The sequence below is a fragment of the Rathayibacter sp. VKM Ac-2805 genome (genome assembly GCF_009834265.1).
Taxonomy (GTDB): domain Bacteria; phylum Actinomycetota; class Actinomycetes; order Actinomycetales; family Microbacteriaceae; genus Rathayibacter.
On the sequence record NZ_CP047185.1, the window covers coordinates 23,961 to 46,530 of the forward strand.

Consider the following 22,570-nt stretch of genomic DNA (forward strand, 5'->3'; position numbering starts at 1 on the left):
AAGTGTACCTATGGGCCCCTGGTGTTCCGGGCGGGGGCGCGACGCGACGGCCCCGAGGCGCCGGGCCGGAGCGATGCCCCGGGCCGGCGCGCCGCCGCTACTCGGAGGGGGTGGGCGTCGAGGTGGCCTTCGAGGTGGGGGTCGGCGCCGGGGTCGGAGCCGGCTCCTCGACGGTGACGGACAGGGTGGGCGAGGCCGCCGACTCCGACTCGCCGCAGAGCACGGTGTACGTGACGTCGATCGTGCCCGCCGTGGTGCCGGCCTGGATCGTCGCGGTCGTCGAGTTCGACGGGTTGGTGCTCGTCACGCTCGCGCCCTCACCGGTCGCGGTCACCCGGTAACCGCTCACGGAGGTTCCGCTCGGGCACTGGTTGTAGTTGCTCCAGGTGACGTTGAACGTCGCGCCCGCCTCGACGCTGGAGGCGGCGGGGGTGACGGTCGGCACGGCGGTCGGTGCGTCCGGGGTCGCGACCTCGGTGAAGACGGAGACCTCGATGGTCGTGCCCTTCACCACGTTCGCGGTGGGGTTCACGTCCTCGACGAGTCCGACCTGCTCGGCGGTGGGGGCGCTCGGGCCGTCCGCGCGGCGGACGCCCATGCCCAGGGCCTCGAGCTCGGTCTCGACGTCGTCGAAGGAGCGCCCGACGTAGTCGGCCTTGTCGATGACGACCGTGTTCGAGGTCGGCGTCGGCGTGGGACTCGGAGTCTCGGACGGCGTCGGCGACGGGGCCGTGCTGGTCGTCGCGGTGGGGGAGGCGGCCGGGTCGCTGCTCCCGCCGGTCGTCAGGGCGAAGATCGTGCCCGCGATGACGACGGCGAGGATCACGATGAGGGCGATCAGCGGCCAGGTCCAGGGGCTGCGCCTGCGCGGCTCCTCGGAGGCCTCGAGCGGCTCCTCGATCGGCACGAACGGAGCGGCGGCCGCGGCCGCGGGCGCGCCGGAGGGGAGCACCGTGGTCGCCTGCGTCGCGCCCTGGTTGGAGGGGAGGACCGTGGTCGCCTGCGTCGCGGGCAGGTCGCTGAGGACCGCGGGGACGGCCAGCGCCGCTCCGCGCACGTCGCCCGAGCGCAGCGCCTGGGCCGCCCGCGCGAGGTGCGCGGCGGTGGCGGGGCGGTCGGCCGGCTTCTTGGCGATGCAGGAGTAGACGAGGTTGCGCACCGGCTCCGCGACCGTGACCGGCAGCTCCGGCGGGGTGTCGTTGATCTGCGCCATCGCGATGGCGACCTGCGACTCGCCCGTGAAGGGGCGGCGCCCGGCCAGGCACTCGTACGCGACGATGCCCAGCGAGTAGATGTCGGTGGCGGGGGAGGCGGGCTGGCCGCTCGCCTGCTCCGGGGACAGGTACTGGACCGTGCCCATGACCTGCCCGGTCGCCGTCAGCGGGACCTGGTCGGCGATGCGCGCGATGCCGAAGTCGGTGATCTTGACGCGGCCGTCCGGCGTGATGAGCAGGTTGCCCGGCTTCACATCGCGGTGCACGAGGCCCGCGGCGTGCGCGGCGTGCAGGGCGAGCGCGGTCTGCGCGACGATGTCGAGGACCTTGTCGGTCGACAGGACGCGCTCGCGCTCGAGGATGGTCGAGAGCGCCTCGCCGGGGACGAGCTCCATGACCAGGTAGGCCGAGCCGTCCTCTTCGCCGTAGTCGTAGACGTTGGCGATGCCCTCGTGGTTGACCAGCGCCGCGTGGCGGGCCTCGGCGCGGAAGCGCTCGAGGAAGCCGGGGTCGCCGAGGTACTCGTCCTTCAGGATCTTGATCGCGATGGTGCGGCCGATGACCAGATCGGTCGCCTGCCACACCTCTCCCATGCCGCCGATGGCGATCCGGGACTGCAGCTCGTAGCGTCCCCCGAAGGTGAGGCCTGTCGTGGGTCTCATTTGTTCAGCACCGCCTCTAGTACCTGTTGTCCGATGGGTGCGGCGATCAGGTTGCCGTACCCGGTCTGGCCGAGCCCTCCACCGTTCTCCACGAGCACGGTGATGGCGTACTGCGGGTCGTCCGCAGGCGCGAAGCCGGTGAACCAGAGGGTGTACGGGTCGTCCCCGCCGTTCTCGGCGGTACCGGTCTTACCGGCCACAGTGACGCCCCCTATTGTTGCATTCGTCGCCGCGCCGCCCTGGACGCTGGCGACCATCATCGCCTTGACGGCGTCCGCGGTCTGCGTGCTCACAGCCCGGCCGAGCGACTTCTCCTGGAACTGCTGCAGCACGCTGAGGTCCTGCGAGCGGATCGAGTCGACCAGGTTCGGCTGCATCACCTCGCCGCCGTTCGCGATCGCCGCGGAGACCATGGCGATCTGCAGCGGCGTCGCGCGCACCTCGTACTGCCCGAAGGCGGTGAGGGCCGTCTGGGCGTCGTCCGTCTTCGTCGGGTAGGTGCTCGCCTCGACCGACATCGGGATCTCGAGCTCGGTGTCGAAGCCGAACTTCTCGGCCTGCGAGCGGATCGCGTCCGCTCCCAGCTGCACGCCCATCTCGGCCATCGGGACGTTGCAGGAGAGCGAGACGGCGGTGGCCAGCGTGACCGTCTCTCCGGAGCCGCAGAGACCGCCTCCGGAGTTGATCACCTGCGACGAGGAGCCGGGCAGCGTGTAGGACTCGACGTTGGGGAAGCTCGAGTCGGCCGTGAAGCGGCCGGACTCGAGGGCGGCCGAGGCCACGACGAGCTTGAAGACGGAGCCGGGCGGGTTGAGCGAGCCGCCGATCGCACGGTTCACGAGGGGCTCGGAGGAGTCGTCGTTCAGCGCCCGGTAGGCGGCGAGGACGTCGTCGGTGTCGTGGGAGGCCAGCGCGGTGGGGTCGAAGGTGGGCTTCGAGACCATCGCGAGGATGCGGCCGGTGGCCGGCTCCGTCACGACGACGGCCCCCGTGTAGTCGCCGAGCGCGTCGAAGGCGGCCTGCTGGGCGACCGGGTCGATCGAGAGCTCGACCGACGCGCCCTTCGGGTCCTGGCCCGTGACGAGGTTGTTGATCTCGTCGAAGAACTGCGAGTTCGAGGTGCCCGAGAGGTAGTCGTTGAGCGTGCGCTCGATGCCGGTGGTGCCCTGGTTCAGGGTGAAGTAGCCGGTCACGGCGGAGTAGAGCGGGCCGTTCGCGTACTGCCGCTGGAACTTGTAGAGGTCGTCCGACGGCGTCGAGGAGGCGATCGGCTGACCGCCGGCGAGGATCGCACCGCGCTCGGTCGAGAAGCTCTCGTAGAGGGTCCGCGTGTTGCGACCGTCCTCGTCGAGGGAGTCGGCCTGGATCACCTGGATGGTGGTGGTGGAGAGGAAGAGGGCCACGAACATCGTCAGCACGACGAGGCTCACCCGTTTGAGTTCTCGGTTCATCGACGGATCACACCACCAGACGAGGCTGACTGCGGACTGTGTCGGACAGGCGCAGCAGCACCGCCACGATCATCCAGTTCGCCACGAGGGAGGAGCCGCCGGCGGCGAGGAACGGCGTGGTCAGGCCGGTCAGCGGGATGACGCGGGTGACGCCTCCGATGACGATGAAGCACTGCAGGGCGATCACGAACGAGAGGCCGACTCCCAGGAGGCGCCCGAAGTCGTCCTGCCCGGCGAAGCCGATGCGGAACCCGCGCGAGACCAGCAGGAGGTAGAGGCCGAAGATCGCGAAGAGCCCGGCGAGGCCCAGCTCCTCGCCGAGGCTGGCGATGATGTAGTCGGACTGCGGGACCGGCGTGAGATCCGGCATCCCCTGGCCGAGGCCCGTGCCGAGCAGCCCGCCGTGCGCGAGCCCGAAGAGGCCCTGCACGAGCTGGTAGCTGCCGCCCGGATCCGCCCCGTAGCGCTCGGCGCTGAACGGCTCGAGCCAGTTGGCGAAGCGGTTGCCCACGTAGTCGAGCGTCTGGCTCGCCAGCAGCGCACCGCCGAGGAACAGGCCGACGCCGATGAGGACCCAGCTGGTGCGCCCGGTCGCGACGTAGAGCATGACCAGGAACAGGCCGAAGTAGAGCAGCGCCGTCCCCAGGTCGCGCTGGAAGACGATGACGCCCATCGTGACAGCCCAGACCACCAGGATCGGGCCGAGGTCGCGCAGGCGCGGGAAGCGCATCCCGAGGACGGTGCGGCCCACCATCGAGAGGGAGTCGCGGTTGCGCACGAGGTAGCCGGCGAAGAAGACCGCGAGGGCGATCTTGGCGATCTCGCCGGGCTGGAAGCTCGCCACGTCGCCGATCCCGATCCACACGCGCGCGCCGCTGACCTCGCGGCCGATGAAGGGCAGGAGCGGCAGCAGGAGCAGCACGATCGCCGCGAACCCGGCGACGTAGGTGTAGCGGAACAGCACGCGGTGGTTGCGGATGACCAGCAGCACCACGATCGCCGCCACGACGGCCAGGGCGCTCCAGAAGATCTGCCGCACCGCCACCGACTCCCAGCCGGTCGCGCCGTCGGCGATGTCGATCCGGTAGATCTCGGCGACGCCCAGGCCGTTCAGCACGGTGGCGATCGGGAGGAGGAAGGGGTCGGCCGCCGGGGCCGCGAAGCGCAGCACGACGTGCACGGCGAGCACGAGCGCCGAGAGGCCGGCGCCCAGCGAGACCAGCGTGGTGTCGATCGAGCCGAGGGCGCCGAGCTGCACGAGCACGATGGCGCCGGCGTCGATCAGGCATGCGCCGATCAGGAGCAGGAGCTCGAGATTGCGCAGCTTCTGGCGGAAGAAGCCCTGCCGCTCGGGGGCGGGGCGGGCGGTGGCCGTGGCGGCGTCCGTCATGGTGCTCCGTTCGCGTCCGTGAGGCGCTCGACGATGTCGACCGCGCCGGCGTAGGAGTCGGCGCTGATCGTCTGCTCCAGCTGCTCGACGTCGTAGGCGCGGAGGGAGTCGAGCGGGATGCCCGTGTCCTCCTTCACCTCCGAGAGCGAGAGCGGGCCGACCGACTGCTGGATGCCCTGGTAGATGATCACGGTGTCCCCGTCGGTGCCGACGTAGAAGCGGGACTGCGTCCAGTCGTAGGCGAAGAGGATCCCGAGGAATCCGATGATGAGCACGAGGGACAGGCCGACGAGCCAGGTGATGCGGCGGCGCAGGTGCCGGCGGCGGTCCTCCTCGATCAGCTCGTCGAGGTAGTCCTCGGACGCGGGCTCGAAGTGGGTGGGGCCCTGCGCGGCGGGAGCCCGGGTGTGCAGGCGGAGGCCGGGGATCCGGACGCGGTTCTGCGAGTCGTCGGTGCTGAAGGGCGTGGGCGCGGCGGCGGATCCGACGACGACCGGCTCCTCCACGGGGGCGAGGATGCGCGCGGTGTCGCCCGCCCCGGGGATGTCGAGGACGACGACGGTGACGTTGTCCGGGGCGCCGTGCGAGAGGCTGTCGCGGATCAGGCGGTCGGCCACCTGCTGGGCGGTCTCGTCGCGGCTGAGCTCCTTGAGGATCTCGTCGTGCGGGACGACGCCGGAGAGGCCGTCGGAGCAGATCAGCCAGCGGTCGTGCGGCTCGGTCTCGAGCGTGAGCGTGTCGATCTCGGGGTTGGTGTGCACATCGCCGAGGACCCGCATCAGGACGGAGCGGCGCGGATGCGTCATCGCCTCCTCCTCCGTGATGCGGCCGGAGTCGACGAGGCGCTGCACGAAGGTGTGGTCGGTCGTGACCTGCTCGAGCCGGCCGTCGCGGAGGACGTAGATGCGGGAGTCGCCGATGTGCGCGATCGCCACCGACTCGCCGACGCGGGCGATCGCGCTGACGGTGGTGCCCATGCCGGTGAGCTCGGGGTGGTCGACCACGGCGTCGGCCAGCAGGGTGTTGGCCGCCAGCAGGGTGCGCTTGAGCTCGTCCTCGGCCTCGTAGGTGGAGGCGTAGACGCGGTCCGCCTCCGCGATGCGCTTGATCGCGATGGAGGAGGCGACGTCGCCGCCCGCGTGACCGCCCATGCCGTCGGCGACGACGAAGAGCTGCCGGCCCGCGTAGCCGGAGTCCTGGTTGTTGGAGCGGATCCTGCCGACGTGCGAGACGGCGGCGCTCTCGCGCACCGCGCCGTGGCCGGAGCCGCTCTCCGGAGTGGGGGCCACGCGCTACGACCGCCGCAGTTCGAAGGTGGTGGTTCCGACCTTCACGGGCGTGTCCAGCGGCACCTTGGTGGGCGCGCCGACGCGGCGGCCGTCGAGGAAGGTGCCGTTGGTGGAGTCGAGGTCCTGGATCATCCACTCGTCGTTCCAGAGGAGAAGGCGCGCGTGGTGGGTCGAGGTGTAGTCGTCGCGGATGACCAGCGTCGACTCCGCGGAGCGGCCGATCGTCAGCGGGTCGCCGGTCAGCTCGAGCTCGGTGCCCCGCTTGGGGCCCGAGGTGATCACGAGGCGCTGCGCCGTGTGGACGGTGGCGGCGCCTCCCTGCTCGGCGCGCTCGGCGGCGGCCTCGCGGCTCCTCCGGGCCGAGGGGGCCGACGGGGAGGCGGGCTGCGCGGGCGCGGGAGCCGGGGCGGCCGCGGCGACCACGGGCTGGGCCGCCGTCACGAACGGGGCCTCGGGGGACGCGGCCTGCGCGCCGGGCGGCAGCTTGCGCACGCGCTGCCCGAACAGGTCGGAGCGCAGCGCGTAGACGATGCCGAACACGAAGAACCACAGCAGCGCGAGGAACGCGATGCGCAGGAGGAAGAGAGTGAGCTCGCTCATAGCCGGTCGTCCCAGAATCCCTCGGAGCCGCGTCCGGCTGCCCTGCCGGACGACGGGCGGTCGGTGCGTGCAGGCGCGGAGCCCTGCACGACGCGGTAGACGATCGAGGTGCGCCCGATCGTGATGGTCTGCTCGGGGGCCAGGGGCGCCTGCGTGACGGGCCGGCCGTCGAGCTTCGAGCCGTTCGTGGACCCGAGGTCGTGCACCTGGGCGCGGGAGCCGTCCCAGAGGATCTCGACGTGCTTGCGGGACGTGCCCGAGTCGTCGACGGTGATGTCGGCGTCGCTGCCGCGGCCGATGACGGTGCGCGCCTTCGTGATCGGGTGCCGCCGGCCGTCGATGTCGAGGACGGGCGTGTAGGCGACGGTGCCCTTCACGCTGCGGGAGTCGACCTCGACCATGCCGTCGCTGAGCGCCGGATCGACGGCGAGGGAGATGTCGATCGGTCCGGGGAAGCGGAAGCCCTGCTTGGTGGCGTGCTCGGTGGCCACGGTGGTGAGCTCGTCGATCAGCGTGGCGCCGAGACGCTGCATCCGGTCGAGGTCGGTCGCGGACATCCGCAGGACGAGGCTGTTGGGGACGAGGATGCGGTCGCGGCTGACCACGGCGGCGGTGGTGTCGAGCTCCCGGCGGAGGGCGGAGGCGAGCTCGACCGGCTGCAGACCCGACTTGAAGGTCCGCGCGAACGCGCCGTTGACGACGCGCTCGAGTCCCTTCTCGAAGTTGTCCAGTATGCCCACAGTCTTCCGATCTTCCGGTTCTTCGCCTTCTCGGCGGTCGCGCACGGATCGAGATGTCTGCGCGCCCGTCGCCGCTTCCTCTTCTTGGTCTGCGCCGCGCACGGCTACGGGCATGTTACTGGGATGGTCTGGATGCGCGATCCTCCGCGGTGGTTTCGCGGCCGGAGTGCCGTGTGCGCGCTCTCACCGGGGCGGCCCGGTGGCGGCTCCCGGGGGAGCTCCGGCCCGGGGCGGCGGGTGCCGGTTCGGCTCGGAGGCCGGGGGATGCTACGATTTCTCGTCGGCGCTTCGGTGCCGCTGGTGAGCGCGAGTGGCGGAATAGGCAGACGCGCACGGTTCAGGTCCGTGTGCCCGAAAGGGCGTGGGGGTTCAACTCCCCCCTCGCGCACCAGAGTTCATGAGAACCGGAGTTCGTGAGAACCGGGTTCGAGGGAACCGGCGAGAAGCCCCCGATCGGATGTCCGGTCGGGGGCTTCTCCCGTTTCCGGGTGCGGTGCGCTCCGGGGCGGGCTCCTGTCGTGTCGTTCTCGCGGACGGCGTCCCGCGGAGGGGCGGTGTTCACCGGGAGGTCGGCGGGAGGTCGTCCGGCGCGGGCACGCTCGCGGGGTGATCGCCCTCCGTGCCGACGTGTCCGCCCTCGATCCGCGGGCGCTGCCCGAGCTGCTCCGACGTCTCCGCCGGCACCGGAGCGTGCAGGTGGGCGAGCGCCAGTGGATCGCGGTGCTGCCCGGATCGGGCCCGGTGCTGCTGACGGCCGGCGACCGCCTCGTGCTCGACCTGCTGATCGAGCGGCGCGCGCTGCTCCCCGTGGTGATCGACGCGCTCGAGGCGGAGGTGCGCAGCGGCGGCTTCCGTGAGCGGATCGCGCTGAGCTGGAGCACGCCGGACACGGTGCCCGTGCCGCTGCGCTGACGAGCCGCGGTCAGCGGCGGGTGAGCTCCACGACCGGGATGATGCGGGTGGTGCGCTTCTCGTAGTCGAGGAAGCCGGCGGAGGCGGTGGTGAAGCGGGCCCAGCCGGCGTCGCGCTCCTCCCCGGCGAGGACGCGCGCCCGGACGTCGACGGTGCCGTCGTCGGGGGTCTCGATCGCCAGGTCCGGGTGGGCGATCATGTTGTGGAACCAGGCGGGGTGCTTGGGCGCACCGGCGGCGGACGCGGCGAGCAGCCAGACGTCCTCGGAGGGGTGCAGCGCCATCAGCGGAGTCACGCGCTCCTCACCGGAGCGGGCGCCGCGGTGGTGCACCAGCACGAGGCTCCTCCGGAAGCCGCCCGTGGTCACGGTCCCGCCGTTCGCGCGGAACTCCTCGATGATCGTGTCGTTCCAGTCGGCCATGCTCGTCCTCCTCGACGCGGTGCCGGCACTCGAGTGCCGGGGTCAGGCTCGGGCGCCCAGGGCGTCCTCGCGGCTGCTGCTCCCACCCGGCGGCTGCACGCCCCCGGTGACGGCGGCGGGATCCGCCAGCGCCCGCCGCCAGGGTAGCTCCGCGGCGCCGACGAGTTCCAGCCTCGAGCGCAGGGCCGCGCGCTCGATCCGCACGCCGCGCGCGAGGTCGCTCAGGGCGCGGGCGGAGACGCGGGCGGCGAGGCGCTCGCGGTCGACGGTGAGCAGCGAGCCGAGGAAGCCGCCGAGCACGACCGCGGTGGGGTTGAAGAGGTTGATGTAGGTGGACAGGCCCTCCGAGAGCAGGTCGACCTGGCGGGCGACCTCGCCGAGGACGGCGGGGTCGCGGGAGGTGCCCAGGGCGATGTCGAGCTCGTCCTGGTCGAGGACGCGGGCGCCGAGGACGTCGAGGAGGGAGCGCATCCGGACCTCGGCCTCGAGGCAGCCGCGCCGGCCGCAGCCGCAGAGGCGGCCGTTCGTGGCGACGAGGGTGTGGCCCAGCTCGGCCGCGAACCCCGAGGAGCCCTGGAGGGGGACGCCGCCGATGATGACTCCTCCGCCGATGCCGCCCGCGCCGCCGGTGACGTAGACGACGTCGGCCACGCCGTGCGCGGCTCCGAAGAGGGACTCGCCGATGGCGCCGAGGGTCGCGTCGTTGCCGACGGCGACCGGGAGGTCGAGGGCGCGGCTGAGCTGGGTGGCGAGGTCGACGTCGCGCCAGCCCAGGTGCGGGGCGCGGTGGACGAAGCCGGAGTCGGCCTGGACGAGGCCGGGGACGGCGACGCCCGCGCCGACCAGCGTGCGGAGCGACTCCCGCTCGGAGCGGAAGCCCTCGACGATGCCGGTGACGACGCGGACCACCGTGACCGGGCTCGCGGGCTTGGGGGTGTCGAAGCGGACGCGGCGCAGCAGCTCGCCGTGCAGGCCGACCAGGCCGACGATGATCGCGTCGGTGTCGAGGTGGACGCCCACGGCCGCGAACCGGTCGCCGGGGACGACGGTGGCGCTGGGGCGGCCGATGCGGCCGTCGGGCGCGGTGGTCTCCTCCGCCACCCAGCCGAGCTCGCTCAGCTCGCCGACGAGGTTCGCGACGGCGGAGCGGTTCAGCCCGGTGAGGCGGCCGAGCTCGGCGCGGCTGGTGGGACCGGAGCGGTGCACCAGGGTCGCGAGGCTCGCGAGGTTCGTGCGGCGCAGCAGCGCGTTGCTGGAGGCTCCGACTGCTCCTGCCATGATCGCCTGCCTGTCGCTGGACCCCGACGGGTCTCGGATGCACTCGGGCGCGGCTCCCCCGAGGAGAAGCCGCGCCCGAGAACTGTAGAAGAGAAGGACGAGGAGCGCCGCTGGGCTGCGCCCGGCGTTCGCCTAGCGGCCGCCGGCGCGGCGCTTGTTGAAGATGTCGAACGCCACCGCGAGCAGGAGCACGAAGCCCTTGATCGCCATCTGCCAGGCCGCGTCGACCGAGAGGATGGACAGGCCCATGTTGAGCACGCCCATCACGAGTCCGCCGATGACGGCTCCGACGACGGTGCCCACGCCTCCCTGGACGGCGGCGCCGCCGATGAAGACCGCGGCGATCGCGTCCAGCTCGTAGTTCTGTCCGGCCGAGGCGACCGCACCGCCGGCGCGGGCGGTGCTGACGATGCCCGCGACTCCGGCCAGTGCGCCCATGTTGACGAAGATGAAGAAGTTGACCCACTTCGTCTTGACGCCGGACATCATCGCAGCGAACAGGTTGCCGCCCATCGCGTAGATGTGGCGGCCGAAGACCGTCCGGCCGAGCACGAAGCTGTAGGCGAGGATCAGCACGGCGAGCACGATCAGGATGATCGGGGTTCCGCTGTAGCCGGCGAGCAGCCAGGAGAGGGCCATGATCGCGATGACGGCGATGGCCGACTTCGCGACCAGCGAGCCGATGGGCTCGCGGGGCAGCTCGAGACGGCGGAGGGTCGCGCGGCTGCGGAGCTGCTGGGCCACGAGGACGACGCAGACGATCAGGCCGAGGACCAGGGTGAGCGCGTCGCGGCCGGCGATGCCGCCGAGGACGCCCGGCAGCCAGCCGGCGCCGATCGCGGTGAACTCGGTGGGGAGGCCGTTGATCGTTCCGCCGGTGAGGAGGACGAGGGTGAAGCCGCGGAAGATCAGCATGCCCGCGAGGGTCACGATGAACGCCGGTATGCCGACGAAGGCGACCCAGAAGCCCTGCCATGCTCCGACGGCGGCGCCGGTGACGAGGGCGACGACGACGGCCGCCCACCAGGGCAGGCCCCAGTTGTTCATCGCGATCGCCGAGATGGCGCCGACCATCGCCACGACCGAGCCGACCGAGAGGTCGATGTGGCCGGCGATGATGACCATCACCATGCCGATCGCGAGGATCAGCACGTAGGCGTTCTGCTGGATCAGGTTGTTGACGTTGCCGGGCAGGAGCAGGCGCCCGCCGGTCAGCACCTGGAAGAGCAGGATGATGATGGCCAGCGCGGCGAGGATGCCGTACTGCCGGAGGTTGATGTTCAGCCGGCGCGAGCGCTTGGGCGGGGTGGAGGGCGTGTTGGCGGGCGTGTCCGCCGGCGCTGTGGTGGTCGTGGCGCTCATCGGGCCTGTTCCTTTCCGGCGGTCATGTAGTGCATGAGGTGCTCCTGGGTGGCATCGGCGCGATCGATCTCGCCCGTGATCCGTCCCTCGGAGATGGTGTAGATGCGGTCGGCGAGGCCGATCAGCTCGGGCAGCTCGGACGAGATGACGACGACCGCCTTGCCCTGGGCCGCGAGCTCGTTGATGATCCCGTAGATCTCGTACTTGGCTCCCACGTCGATGCCGCGGGTGGGCTCGTCGAGGATCAGCACGTCGGGACCGGAGAAGATCCACTTCGAGAGGACGACCTTCTGCTGGTTGCCGCCGGAGAGCTTCCCCGTGACGGCCGAGACGGTCGGCGCCTTGATGTTCATCTTCGATCGGTACGAGTCGGCGACCTTGTACTCGCGGTGCTTGTCGATCACGCCGAGCCGGGCCAGGCGCGAGAGCGCGGCGGCCGAGACGTTGACGGTGATGTCGCCGATGAGGTTGAGCCCGTAGCGCTTGCGGTCCTCGGTCGCGTAGGCGAGGCCGTTGCGGATCGCCTCGTCGACGGTGCGGGTCTGGATCTCCTTGCCGTCCTTGTAGACGCGGCCGGAGATGCCGGTGCCGTAGCTCCTCCCGAAGATGCTCATCGCGAGCTCGGTGCGTCCGGCGCCCATCAGGCCCGCGAAGCCGACGATCTCGCCGGCGCGGACGGTGAAGGAGGCGTCGTCGACGACCACGCGGTTGATGTCGACGGGGTGGTGGACCGTCCAGTTCTCGACGCGCAGCTTCTCCTCGCCGATCTGCGGGTCGCGCGGCGGGAACATGCTGTTGAGGTCGCGGCCGACCATCGCGCGGATGATCCGGCTCTCGGACGCCTCCTCGCCGGCCATCGGGAAGCTCTCGATGGTGCGGCCGTCGCGGATGATCGTGACGGTGTCCGCGATGGCGCGGATCTCCTTCAGCTTGTGGCTGATGATGATGCAGGTGATGCCCTGCTTGCGGAGCTGGTCGATCAGGCCGAGCAGGTGGTCGCTGTCCTCGTCGTTGAGGGCGGCGGTGGGCTCGTCGAGGATGAGGAGCTTCACCTCCTTGGCGAGGGCCTTGGCGATCTCGACGAGCTGCTGCTTGCCGACACCGAGCTCGAGGATCTTGGTCGCGGGGCTCTCGGCGAGGCCGACGCGGGCGAGCAGCTTGGCCGCCTCCGCGTTGGTCGCGTTCCAGTTGATGACGCCGCGGGTCGACTTCTCGTTGCCGAGGAAGATGTTCTCGGCGATGGAGAGGTAGGGGCTGAGGGCGAGCTCCTGGTGGATGATCACGATGCCGTCGGCCTCGCTGTCGTTGATCGACCGGTACTGCGCCTCCTCGCCCTCGAACTCGATGGTGCCCTCGAAGCTGCCGTACGGGTACACGCCGGAGAGGACTTTCATCAGGGTCGACTTGCCGGCGCCGTTCTCGCCGCAGATGGCGTGGACCTCGCCGGGCTGGACCGAGAGCGAGACGCCGTCGAGGGCGCGGACGCCGCCGCCGAACTCCTTGACGATGTCGCGCATGATGAGGATGGGACTGGCCAACAGGGCCTCACTTCGTTGGGGGGGGGGGAGTGGTGTGCGGACGGGGAGGCGGGGGCGGGGAGGATCGCTCCTCCCCGCCCCCGCCCGACGGATCAGAGTCCGACGTCGCCGGCCTTGAGGAAGCCGGAGTCGACGAGGACCGACTGCACGTCGTCCTTCGTGACGACCTGCGGCTCCAGCAGGTAGGACGGGACGACCTTCTCGCCGTTGTCGTAGGTCTCGGTGTCGTTGACCTCGGGCTCCTCGCCCGCGACGATCGACTGCACCATCTGGAAGACGCGGTCGCCGAGGGTGCGGGTGTCCTTCCAGACCGTCATGGACTGCTCGTCGGCGAGGATCGCCTTGACGTTGGCCTTGTCGGCGTCCTGGCCGGTGATGACCGGGTAGTCGGCGCCGGGGGTGTAGCCGGCCGACTTCAGCGAGGCCTCGATGCCGATGGCCAGGCTGTCGTTGGGGGAGAGCACGACGTCGACCTTCTGGCCGCCGGTGTAGAAGGACGAGAGGCGGTTGTCCATCTCGGACTGCGCCTTGTCGGAGGCCCAGCCCTGGATGCCGATCGAGGCCCAGTCGTCGTCCGACGCGGGCGACTTGCCCGAGGGGACGGTGAGCTTGCCGCTCTCGATGTAGGGCTGCAGGACGTCCCACGCGCCGGAGAAGAAGAACTTCGCGTTGTTGTCGTCGGGGCTGCCGGCGAAGGGCTCGAGGGTGAAGGGACCCGCGGCGTTCTTCAGGTCGAGGGTCGACTCGATGTACTGGCCCTGGAGCTGGCCGACCTTGTAGTTGTCGAAGGTCGCGTAGTAGTCGACGTCCGCGGTGCCGTTGATGAGACGGTCGTAGGCGATGACGGTGGCGTTCTGCTTCTTCGCCTCGGCGAGGACGGGCGCGAGCGCCTCGCCGTCGATCGCGGCGATGACCAGGATCTTGGAGCCGCCGGCGATCTGGTTCTGGATCTGCGAGATCTGCTGATCGGTCTTGTTGTCGGCGTACTGGAGGTCGACGGTGCAGCCGTCGCCCTCGAGCTGCGACTGGAGGCCTTCGCCGTCGTTGATCCAGCGCTCGAGGCTGCGCGTGGGCATCGAGATGCCGACGGTGCAGTCGCCTTCCGCGCCGGCGCCGGCAGCGGCGCCTCCGGAGTTGGCGGGGCTCGCGGAACAGGCCGCGAGGCCGAGGGAGATGATGCCGGCGGCGGCCAGCGTGGTGATGCCGCGGGAGAACTTCATGGAGTGCATTCCTCTCTGAAAGCAGTGTCCGAGGGAGAGGACGACAAGAGGCGTGCACGTGTGGCGCACGTCGTCGTGTCGTCGCCCGGGAGGGCGGGAGAGCCCCGAGGGGCTTTGTCCACGGAGAGAACATATTCCTTCGATCGGGGGGAGTAAAGCGCGGGCGGCGAATTTGTCCAGGCGATGCCGAAATGTGATCTTCGGGACGCCGATCCCCGCCGTTGCTGCGGGAGAACGCTCTCAGCGCCCGGCTCCCGCCCCTCCGCCGGGCGCCCGTCGCCGTCCGCGTGAGGGAAACGCGAGGACTCCGGGCCGGGCCGTAGGGGAACCGTGAGGACCGCTCCGAGGAGCCCCCGCGAGGTGTTGCATCGCTTCCTGTGCCGCTTCCCGGCAGGCGTCCGGTCCCGGGCGTCGTCCGCTCCCCGGATGGAGTCCTCCGTGCTCGACCTCGCCTACCTCCTCGGCGTGCTCGCCCTCTTCTCGCTCATCGCTCTCGCCGCGAAGGGGGTCGAGCGGCTGGGCGGACCGCCCCCCTCGGCGACCCGCGGGACCCGCGAGAAGGAGGCGGGCCGGTGATCGTCTTCGACGCCCTCGCGGCCGTGCTGGCGCTCGCCGCCGTCGTCTACCTCGTCGCGGCCCTGATCCGACCGGAGCGCTTCTGATGGATCCGCTCCTCGCCGTCCTCCAGGTCGCGACCGTCGGCCTGGCCGTCGCCCTCCTCCACCGCCCCCTCGGCGACCACATGTTCCGCGTCTACACCTCGACGCGCGACCTCGCCCTCGAGCGCGGCGTCTACCGCCTCATCGGCGTCGACTCCGCGGGCGAGCAGAGCTGGCGCGCCTACCTCCGGGCCGTGCTGGCCTTCTCGCTCGTCGGCGTGCTCCTGCTCTACGGGATGCAGCGCCTCCAGGCGGTCCTGCCCGGCTCCCTCGGGCTGCCCGCGGTGCCGGAGGGGCTGGCCTTCAACACCGCCGTCTCGTTCGTCACCAACACCAACTGGCAGTCCTACTCGCCGGAGGCGACCCTCGGCTTCGCGGTGCAGCTCGGCGGCCTCGCCGTGCAGAACTTCGTCTCGGGGGCAGTGGGCCTGGCGGTGGCGGTGGCGCTGATCCGCGGATTCGCGCGCCGCTCCTCCGGCACGCTCGGCAACTTCTGGGTCGACCTCGTGCGCGGCACGCTGCGCCTCCTGCTGCCCCTCGCGGTGGTGGCAGCGGTCGTGATGATCGCGGGCGGCGTGATCCAGAACCTGAACGGCCCGCTGACGGTGACGACGCTCACCGGCGGCGAGCAGAGCATCCCGGGCGGCATGGTCGCGTCGCAGGAGGCGATCAAGCTGCTCGGCACCAACGGCGGCGGCTACTTCAACGCCAACTCCGCGCACCCGTTCGAGAACCCCTCGGCGTGGGTGTCGCTGCTGCAGATCGTGCTGATCCTCGCGATCCCGTTCTCACTGCCGCGCACCTTCGGCCGGATGGTCGGCGACGTGCGGCAGGGGCGCGCGATCCTCGCGGCGATGGCGACGATCTTCGTCGTGTCGCTCGCGGCCCTCACCGCGCTGGAGGCGGCGGGCGGCGGGTCCGCGGCGCAGGCGGCCGGAGCTGCGATGGAGGGCAAGGAGACGCGCTTCGGCATCGCCGGCTCCGCCCTCTACGCGACCGCCTCGACCCTGACCTCGACCGGCGCCGTCAACGCGATGCACGACTCCTTCACCGCGCTCGGCGGCATGCTGCCGATGCTCAACATGATGCTCGGCGAGGTCGCCCCCGGCGGCGTCGGCTCGGGCCTCTACGGGATGCTCGTGCTCGCCGTGCTGGCCGTGTTCGTCGGCGGGCTGCTGGTCGGCCGGACGCCGGAGTACCTGGGCAAGAAGCTCGGCCCGCGCGAGATCAAGCTCGCGAGCCTCTACATCCTCGTGACGCCGACGCTCGTGCTCGCCGGCACAGCCCTGAGCTTCGCGATCCCGGCGGTGCGGGAGGACGTGGAGGGCACGTCGATCCTCAACCCCGGACTGCACGGGCTCTCTGAGGTGCTCTACGCCTTCACCTCCGCGTCCAACAACAACGGCTCGGCGTTCGCGGGGCTGACGGCGAACACGCCCTGGCTCAACACGGCGCTCGGCGTCGCGATGCTCCTCGGCCGCTTCCTCCCGATCCTGCTGGTGCTCGCCCTGGCCGGCTCGCTCGCGGCGCAGTCGCCGGTGCCCTCCAGCGCCGGCACGCTGCCCACCCATCGGCCGCAGTTCGTCGGCCTCCTCGTGGGCGTCACGGTCGTCGTGACCGCGCTCACCTACTTCCCCGTACTCGCGCTGGGCCCCCTGGCGGAAGGACTGCGACTCCGATGACCACTGCACTCACCGAGGCCCCCGCGGAACCCGCGCGCCCCACCCGCGCCGCCCTCGGGCCGCGCCAGCTCGCCGCCGCCCTCCCCGGAGCGCTGCGCAAGCTCGATCCGCGCCTGATGTGGCGCAACCCCGTCATGTTCATCGTCGAGGTCGGCGCCGTGCTGACCACGGTGCTGGCGATCGCCGAGCCGTTCCTCGGCGGGCCGGAGGAGTCGGGCGGATCGACGGTGCCCGTCACCTTCACGGCCGGCATCGCGATCTGGCTCTGGCTCACCGTGGTGTTCGCGAACCTCGCGGAGTCGGTGGCCGAGGGCCGCGGCAAGGCCCAGGCCGAGAGCCTGCGCGCCACCCGCACCAGCACTCCGGCCCGGCGCGTGGTCGACTACGACCCCGCGGACCCCTCCGCCCTGTCGGCCCGCCTGGTCGAGGTCTCCTCGGCCGAGCTGCAGCTGGGCGACGTGGTCGTGGCGGAGGCGGGCGACCTCGTCCCCGGCGACGGCGACATCGTCTGGGGCATCGCCTCCATCGACGAGTCGGCGATCACGGGCGAGTCGGCCCCGGTCGTCCGCGAGAGCGGAGGCGACCGCAGCGCGGTGACGGGCGGCACGCGAGTGCTCTCGGACCGGATCGTGGTGCGCATCACCTCCCGGCCGGGCGAGACCTTCGTCGACCGGATGATCGGCCTGGTCGAGGGCGCGTCGCGGCAGAAGACGCCGAACGAGATCGCGCTCGACATCCTCCTGGCGAGCCTCTCGATCGTGTTCGTCGTGGTCGTGCTGACCCTGAACCCGATCGCCTCGTTCGCGGGAGCCTCCGTGAGCGTCCCGGTGCTGGTCGCCCTGCTCGTCTGCCTCATCCCGACCACCATCGGCGCCCTCCTCTCGGCCATCGGCATCGCCGGCATGGACCGGCTCGTGCAGCGCAACGTGCTCGCGATGTCAGGCCGGGCGGTGGAGGCGGCGGGCGACGTCACGACGCTCCTGCTCGACAAGACGGGGACGATCACCTACGGCAACCGCCGCGCGGTGGCGTTCCTCCCGCTCGACGGAGTGGCGCAGGCCGCCCTCGTCGACGCGGCCGCCTCCTCCTCGCTCAGCGACCCGACGCCCGAGGGGAAGTCGATCGTCGACCTCGCGGGCGACTCGGGCCGCCCCGCCGTCGAGCCCGCTCAGGCCGCCGTGGTGCCGTTCACCGCGCAGACCCGGATGAGCGGGCTCGACCTCCCCGACGGCTCCTCCATCCGCAAGGGCGCCGGCTCGGCCGTGCGCGCCTGGGTGGAGGAGGAGGGGCCGCTGCCGTCCGCGGTCGCGGCGCGCCTCACGGTGCTCGTCGACGGCGTCTCGGAGAGCGGCGGCACGCCCCTCGTCGTCGCGGTGAAGGACGCCCACGGCGCCCGCCTGCTCGGCGTCGTGCACCTGAAGGACGTGGTGAAGGACGGGCTCGCCGAGCGCTTCTCGGAGCTGCGCGCGATGGGCATCCGCACCGTGATGATCACGGGCGACAACCCGCTGACCGCGAAGGCGATCGCGGCGGAGGCGGGAGTCGACGACTACCTCGCCGAGGCGACCCCCGAGGACAAGCTCGCCCTGATCCGGCGCGAGCAGGAGGGCGGCGCGCTGGTCGCGATGACCGGCGACGGCACCAACGACGCCCCGGCCCTCGCGCAGGCAGACGTGGGCGTGGCGATGAACACCGGCACCTCGGCGGCGAAGGAGGCGGGCAACATGGTCGACCTCGACTCCGACCCCACCAAGCTCATCGACATCGTGCGGATCGGCAAGCAGCTGCTGATCACCCGCGGCGCGCTCACCACGTTCTCGATCGCGAACGACGTGGCGAAGTACTTCGCGATCATCCCGGCGATGTTCGCGGGGGTCTTCCCCGGGCTCGCGGTGCTGAACGTGATGCAGCTGCACTCGCCGGCCTCGGCGATCCTCTCGGCGATCGTGTTCAACGCGCTGGTGATCGTCGTGCTGATCCCGCTCGCGCTGCGGGGAGTGGCGTACCGCCCGGTCGCCGCCTCGCGCATCCTCAGCCGCAACCTCCTGGTCTACGGGTTGGGCGGAGTGATCGCTCCGTTCCTCGGGATCAAGCTCGTCGACCTGATCGTCGCCGCGATCCCCGGCTTCTGACCCGCCCGTCCCGACCACCGAAGACAGAGAGAAGAGACCATGTTCCGTCCCTACGGTGTCGCGCTGCGCGCGATGATCGTGCTCACCGTGCTGCTGGGAGCGGCGTACCCGCTCGCGGTGCTCGGGATCGGGCAGCTCGCCCTGCCCGCCCAGGCGAACGGCTCGCTGCTGCGCCAGGACGGCGCGGTGATCGGCTCGTCGCTGATCGGCCAGTCGTTCACGGACGCCGACGGAGCGCCCCTGCCGGAGTGGTTCCAGTCGCGTCCCTCCGCCGCGGGCTACGACGCCGCGGCCTCGACCGGCAGCAACCTCGGCCCCGAGAACGCCGACCTGGTCGCGTCCGTCGAGGAGCGCCGGGCCGCGATCGCGGCCTTCGAGGGCGTCGACCCGGCCGCGGTTCCGGCCGATGCGCTGACCGCCTCCGCCTCGGGGCTCGACCCCGCGGTCAGCCCCGCCTACGCGCAGCTGCAGGCGCCCCGCGTCGCCGCCGCCCGCGGGCTCGACGTGAGCGCCGTGCGCGCGCTGGTCGACGAGCACACCGCGGGCCGCGAGCTCGGGTACCTCGGCGAGCCGACGGTGGACGTGCTCGAGCTCAACGCCGCTCTCGCGCGGCTGTGACCGCTCCGGTGGCGCCTCCGGCTCGTAGAATCGCGATCGGCTCGTCGGGACCGTCCGATCGAGCGGATCGACGCCGGACCCGCGAGCCCGGGACACCCCGGATCCGCGAGCACGAGGGGAGGCCGGGAGCATGACGAAGGGCCGCCTGCGCGTGCTCCTCGGAGCCGCGCCCGGAGTGGGCAAGACCTACACGATGCTCGAGGAGGGCCGCCGGCTCGCCGCTGAGGGCCGCGACGTCGTGGTGGCCGTGGTCGAGACGCACGGCCGCACTGCCACCGCCGCGATGGTCGAGGGGCTGGAGGTCGTGCCGAGGAGGGCCGTCGAGCACCGCGGCGTGCTGCTCGACGAGATGGACCTCGACGCGGTGCTCGCCCGCCGGCCCGACGTCGCGCTGGTCGACGAGCTCGCGCACACCAACGCCCCCGGCTCCCGGCACGAGAAGCGCTGGGAGGACGTCAGGACGCTCCTCGACGCCGGCATCACCGTCTTCTCGACCGTGAACATCCAGCACATCGACTCGCTCAACGACGTCGTGCACGCGATCACCGGAGCGCCGCAGCGCGAGACGATCCCGGACGCGGTCCTCCGCGCCGCCGACCAGATCGAGGTCGTCGACCTGGCGCCCCAGGCGCTGCGCGACCGCCTCGCCGACGGCCGCGTCTACCCGCCCGAGCGCATCGACGCGGCGCTGTCCAACTACTTCCGGCTCGGCAACCTGACCGCCCTGCGCGAGCTCGCGCTGCTCTGGCTCGCCGACGAGGTCGACAGCGCGCTCCGCGACTACCGCGTCGAGCACGGCATCGACAGCACCTGGGAGGCCCGCGAGCGCGTGGTCGTGACCCTCACCGGCGGGCCGGAGGGAGAGACCCTGCTGCGGCGCGGCGCGCGGATCGCGGCCCGCGCCTCCGGGGGCGACCTGCTCGCCGTGCACGTGGTGACCCCCGACGGCCTCCGCACCCCGCGCCCGCACGTGCTCGAGGCGCAGCGCGTGCTGGTCGAGAAGCTCGGCGGCAGCTACCACCAGGTGGTCGGCGAGGACGTGCCGCGCACGCTGGTCGAGTTCGCCCGCTCGGTGAACGCGACGCAGCTGGTGATCGGCGTGAGCAGGCGGAGCCGTCTCGCCTCGGCGCTGACGCCCGGCACCGCGTCGACGGTGATCCGCGAGTCCGGCAACATCGACGTGCACATCGTCAGCCACTCCGCCGCCGGGCGCACCGCGGTGCTGCCGAGGCTCGACGGGGCCCTGACGCTGCGGCGCCGCCTCCTGGGACTGGCACTCGCCCTCGTGGGCGGCCCGCTGGTGACCTGGCTGCTCTCGAGCCTCCGCAGCGACGAGTCGATCACGAGCGACGTGCTCTCGTACCAGCTGCTGGTGGTGGTGGTCGCGCTGGTCGGCGGGCTCTGGCCGGCCCTCTTCGCGGCCGTGCTCTCGGGGCTGACCCTCGACTTCTTCTTCGTCGATCCGCTCTACACGATCACCGTCGACGAGCCTCTGCACGCGCTTGCGCTGGTGCTCTACGTGCTGAATGCGGCGCTCGTCAGCGCCGTGGTCGACCGCGCGGCCCGGCGGGCGCGGGCCGCCAAGCGGTCGGGGGCGGAGTCGGAGCTGCTGGCGACGATCGCGGGCGGCGTGATCCGCGGGCAGGGGGCGCTGCAGGCGATCCTCGAGCGCTCGCGCGAGGCGTTCGGGCTGACCGGCGTGCGGCTGCTGCGCGGCGGCGAGCTCGTCGCGGCGGACGGCGAGCCGCAGCCGGAGGGCGATCCCGCGCGCATCGCGGTGGGCGAGGGCGCGGTGCTCGAGCTGCACGGCCGTGAGCTGGAGGGGAGTGAGCGGCGACTGCTCCAGGTCGTCGCCGCCCAGCTGGACTCGGTGCTCGAGAACGCGGCCCTCAGCGAGACGGCCAGCTCCCTCGCTCCGCTGGCCGAGACCGACCGGGTGCGCAGCGCCCTGCTCTCGGCCGTCAGCCACGACCTGCGCCGGCCCCTCGCCGCGGCCACCGCGGCCGTCAGCGGTCTGCGCTCGCCCGAGGTGGTCTGGAGCGAGCGCGACCGGGAGGAGCTGCTCGCCACCGCCGACGAAAGCCTCACCGTGCTGGCCGCGCTGGTCACCGACCTGCTCGACGTGACGCGGCTGGAGGCGGGGGCGCTCGCCGTGGCGCTCGCTCCGCTCGACGCCGCCGACGTGGTGCTCCCCGCGCTCGACGAGCTCGGTCTCGGACCCGGCGAGGTCGACCTCGACCTCGATCCGGAGGGCCCGGCGCTGCTCGCCGACGCGGTTCTGCTGCAGCGCGTCGTGGTCAATCTGCTCGCGAACGCCGTCCGCTACGCGCCGTCCGGCACCCGGGTGCGCGTGGCCGCCAGCGCCTTCGGCGGGAGCGCGCAGCTGCGGATCGTCGACCACGGCCCCGGGGTGCCCGAGGAGCGCCGCGCGGAGATCTTCGTGCCGTTCCAGCGACTCGGCGACGACGACAACCTGACGGGCCTCGGCCTCGGCCTCGCGCTCTCGAAGGGGTTCACGGAGGGGATGGGCGGCACGCTCGAGACGGAGGACACTCCGGGGGGCGGGCTGACGATGGTGGTGACGCTGCCGCTGGCGCCGGAGACTGCTGCCGCTGCTCCTGCGGCTCACGTCGCTCCTGCCGCCCCGCACGACGGCGGGTCGGGCGCCGCCCCGCACGAGGACTCCGGAGGAGCCGCATGAAGATCCTGATCGCCGACGACGACCCGCAGATCCTGCGCGCCCTGCGCATCACCCTCACCGCCCGCGGATACGACGTGGTGACAGCCGGCGACGGCACCGAGGCGATCAACCGCGCGGTGGACGAGCATCCGGACCTCTACATGATCGACCTCGGCATGCCACGGCTCGACGGGGTGGAGGTCATCCACGGACTGCGCGGCTGGACGAGCGCGCCGATCCTGGTGGTGTCGGGGCGGACGGGCGCGGCCGACAAGGTGGGCGCGCTCGACGCCGGCGCGGACGACTACGTGACCAAGCCGTTCTCGATGGACGAGGTCCTCGCGCGCATCCGGGCCCTCTCGCGGCGGGTGCAGCCGGCCGACGGCGAGCCGCTGGTCGTGATCGGCGAGGTGACCGTGGACCTGGTGGCCAAGAGCGCGACGCGGGACGGCGCCTCCGTGCGGCTCACCCCGACGGAGTGGCAGGTGCTCGAGATCCTGATCCGCAACGCGGGCAAGCTGGTCACCCGCCGTTCGCTGCTGGCCGAGATCTGGGGCCCCGCGCACGTCACCGACACCGGCTACCTGCGCCTCTACCTCGCGCAGCTGCGCAAGAAGCTCGAGCCCGACCCCGCGCATCCGCGCCACCTGCTGACCGAGGCCGGCATGGGCTACCGCTTCGTGCCCTGACCGGCCTGTGCCCGGCGGGGGGAACCCCGGACC

Annotated in this window: 19 protein-coding genes and 1 tRNA gene; 9 read left to right on the forward strand and 11 right to left on the reverse strand. The window is 71.8% G+C overall.

Annotated elements, in window-relative coordinates:
* Positions 1 to 97 precede the first annotated feature (97 nt).
* The 6 genes from GSU40_RS00120 to GSU40_RS00145 are packed head-to-tail and all read right to left on the reverse strand — an operon-like array spanning position 98 to position 7,346.
* Entirely contained in the window at positions 98 to 1,876 is a 1,779-nt protein-coding gene (locus GSU40_RS00120; RefSeq protein WP_160033002.1) for a protein kinase, read from the reverse strand.
* The gene (locus GSU40_RS00125; RefSeq protein ID WP_104232999.1) at positions 1,873 to 3,327 is read right to left on the reverse strand and encodes a penicillin-binding protein 2; all 1,455 of its coding nucleotides are present in this window, start codon (positions 3,325 to 3,327) and stop codon (positions 1,873 to 1,875) included. The genes GSU40_RS00120 and GSU40_RS00125 overlap by 4 nt, the downstream gene beginning before the upstream one ends.
* A gap of 7 nt (positions 3,328 to 3,334) precedes the next feature.
* Entirely contained in the window at positions 3,335 to 4,717 is a 1,383-nt protein-coding gene (locus GSU40_RS00130) for an FtsW/RodA/SpoVE family cell cycle protein (RefSeq protein WP_104225777.1), read from the reverse strand.
* On the reverse strand, positions 4,714 to 6,006 hold the full coding sequence (locus GSU40_RS00135; RefSeq protein WP_244229533.1) for a Stp1/IreP family PP2C-type Ser/Thr phosphatase: 1,293 nt from the start codon (positions 6,004 to 6,006) through the stop codon (positions 4,714 to 4,716). Before GSU40_RS00135 ends, GSU40_RS00130 begins: the two co-directional genes overlap by 4 nt.
* A gap of 3 nt (positions 6,007 to 6,009) precedes the next feature.
* Positions 6,010 to 6,606, reverse strand: coding sequence for an FHA domain-containing protein (locus tag GSU40_RS00140; protein WP_104225776.1), 597 nt, complete (start codon positions 6,604 to 6,606; stop codon positions 6,010 to 6,012).
* Positions 6,603 to 7,346 (reverse strand): DUF3662 and FHA domain-containing protein, encoded by a 744-nt coding sequence (locus tag GSU40_RS00145; RefSeq protein ID WP_104222658.1) that lies wholly within the window; start codon positions 7,344 to 7,346, stop codon positions 6,603 to 6,605. The genes GSU40_RS00140 and GSU40_RS00145 overlap by 4 nt, the downstream gene beginning before the upstream one ends.
* 304 nt (positions 7,347 to 7,650) lie before the next feature.
* On the opposite strand from GSU40_RS00145, the gene GSU40_RS00150 reads away from it, so the two are divergent.
* Both GSU40_RS00150 and GSU40_RS00155 read left to right on the forward strand, forming a co-directional pair.
* Positions 7,651 to 7,737, forward strand: a tRNA-Leu gene (locus GSU40_RS00150).
* A gap of 215 nt (positions 7,738 to 7,952) precedes the next feature.
* Complete coding sequence (locus tag GSU40_RS00155; RefSeq protein ID WP_160033004.1) at positions 7,953 to 8,258, forward strand: hypothetical protein; 306 nt, start codon at positions 7,953 to 7,955, stop codon at positions 8,256 to 8,258.
* A 10-nt stretch (positions 8,259 to 8,268) separates the two neighbouring features.
* Here the strand turns inward: GSU40_RS00155 and GSU40_RS00160 are convergent, their stop codons facing one another.
* From GSU40_RS00160 to chvE, 5 genes are all read right to left on the reverse strand, one after another.
* Positions 8,269 to 8,679 carry a nitroreductase/quinone reductase family protein gene (locus tag GSU40_RS00160; RefSeq protein WP_160033017.1) on the reverse strand — a complete coding sequence of 137 codons (411 nt, stop codon included), beginning with the start codon at positions 8,677 to 8,679 and terminating at the stop codon, positions 8,269 to 8,271.
* Between the two features lie 42 nt (positions 8,680 to 8,721).
* Positions 8,722 to 9,957 (reverse strand): ROK family transcriptional regulator, encoded by a 1,236-nt coding sequence (locus GSU40_RS00165; protein WP_160033019.1) that lies wholly within the window; start codon positions 9,955 to 9,957, stop codon positions 8,722 to 8,724.
* Between the two features lie 132 nt (positions 9,958 to 10,089).
* Positions 10,090 to 11,319 (reverse strand): multiple monosaccharide ABC transporter permease, encoded by a 1,230-nt coding sequence (gene mmsB, locus GSU40_RS00170; protein WP_104222654.1) that lies wholly within the window; start codon positions 11,317 to 11,319, stop codon positions 10,090 to 10,092.
* Positions 11,316 to 12,836: a multiple monosaccharide ABC transporter ATP-binding protein gene (mmsA, locus tag GSU40_RS00175; RefSeq protein ID WP_104255654.1), complete on the reverse strand. Its 1,521-nt coding sequence runs from the start codon at positions 12,834 to 12,836 to the stop codon at positions 11,316 to 11,318. Before mmsA ends, mmsB begins: the two co-directional genes overlap by 4 nt.
* 113 nt (positions 12,837 to 12,949) lie before the next feature.
* Positions 12,950 to 14,086 (reverse strand): multiple monosaccharide ABC transporter substrate-binding protein, encoded by a 1,137-nt coding sequence (gene chvE / locus GSU40_RS00180; protein ID WP_104222652.1) that lies wholly within the window; start codon positions 14,084 to 14,086, stop codon positions 12,950 to 12,952.
* Between the two features lie 417 nt (positions 14,087 to 14,503).
* Here chvE and GSU40_RS16845 point away from each other — a divergent pair, with 417 nt between their 5' ends.
* From GSU40_RS16845 to GSU40_RS00210, 7 genes are all read left to right on the forward strand, one after another.
* On the forward strand, positions 14,504 to 14,653 hold the full coding sequence (locus GSU40_RS16845; RefSeq protein ID WP_167299012.1) for a hypothetical protein: 150 nt from the start codon (positions 14,504 to 14,506) through the stop codon (positions 14,651 to 14,653).
* Complete coding sequence (kdpF, locus tag GSU40_RS00185; protein ID WP_068209492.1) at positions 14,650 to 14,739, forward strand: K(+)-transporting ATPase subunit F; 90 nt, start codon at positions 14,650 to 14,652, stop codon at positions 14,737 to 14,739. The genes GSU40_RS16845 and kdpF overlap by 4 nt, the downstream gene beginning before the upstream one ends.
* The gene (gene kdpA, locus GSU40_RS00190; protein ID WP_160033021.1) at positions 14,739 to 16,418 is read left to right on the forward strand and encodes a potassium-transporting ATPase subunit KdpA; all 1,680 of its coding nucleotides are present in this window, start codon (positions 14,739 to 14,741) and stop codon (positions 16,416 to 16,418) included. The genes kdpF and kdpA overlap by 1 nt, the downstream gene beginning before the upstream one ends.
* On the forward strand, positions 16,415 to 18,550 hold the full coding sequence (gene kdpB, locus GSU40_RS00195; RefSeq protein ID WP_104314194.1) for a potassium-transporting ATPase subunit KdpB: 2,136 nt from the start codon (positions 16,415 to 16,417) through the stop codon (positions 18,548 to 18,550). The genes kdpA and kdpB overlap by 4 nt, the downstream gene beginning before the upstream one ends.
* 39 nt (positions 18,551 to 18,589) lie before the next feature.
* Complete coding sequence (gene kdpC / locus GSU40_RS00200; RefSeq protein ID WP_160033023.1) at positions 18,590 to 19,168, forward strand: K(+)-transporting ATPase subunit C; 579 nt, start codon at positions 18,590 to 18,592, stop codon at positions 19,166 to 19,168.
* 130 nt (positions 19,169 to 19,298) lie between these two features.
* Positions 19,299 to 21,869, forward strand: coding sequence for a DUF4118 domain-containing protein (locus GSU40_RS00205; RefSeq protein ID WP_160033025.1), 2,571 nt, complete (start codon positions 19,299 to 19,301; stop codon positions 21,867 to 21,869).
* The gene (locus GSU40_RS00210; protein WP_104275506.1) at positions 21,866 to 22,537 is read left to right on the forward strand and encodes a response regulator; all 672 of its coding nucleotides are present in this window, start codon (positions 21,866 to 21,868) and stop codon (positions 22,535 to 22,537) included. The genes GSU40_RS00205 and GSU40_RS00210 overlap by 4 nt, the downstream gene beginning before the upstream one ends.
* Positions 22,538 to 22,570: the final 33 nt, after the last annotated feature.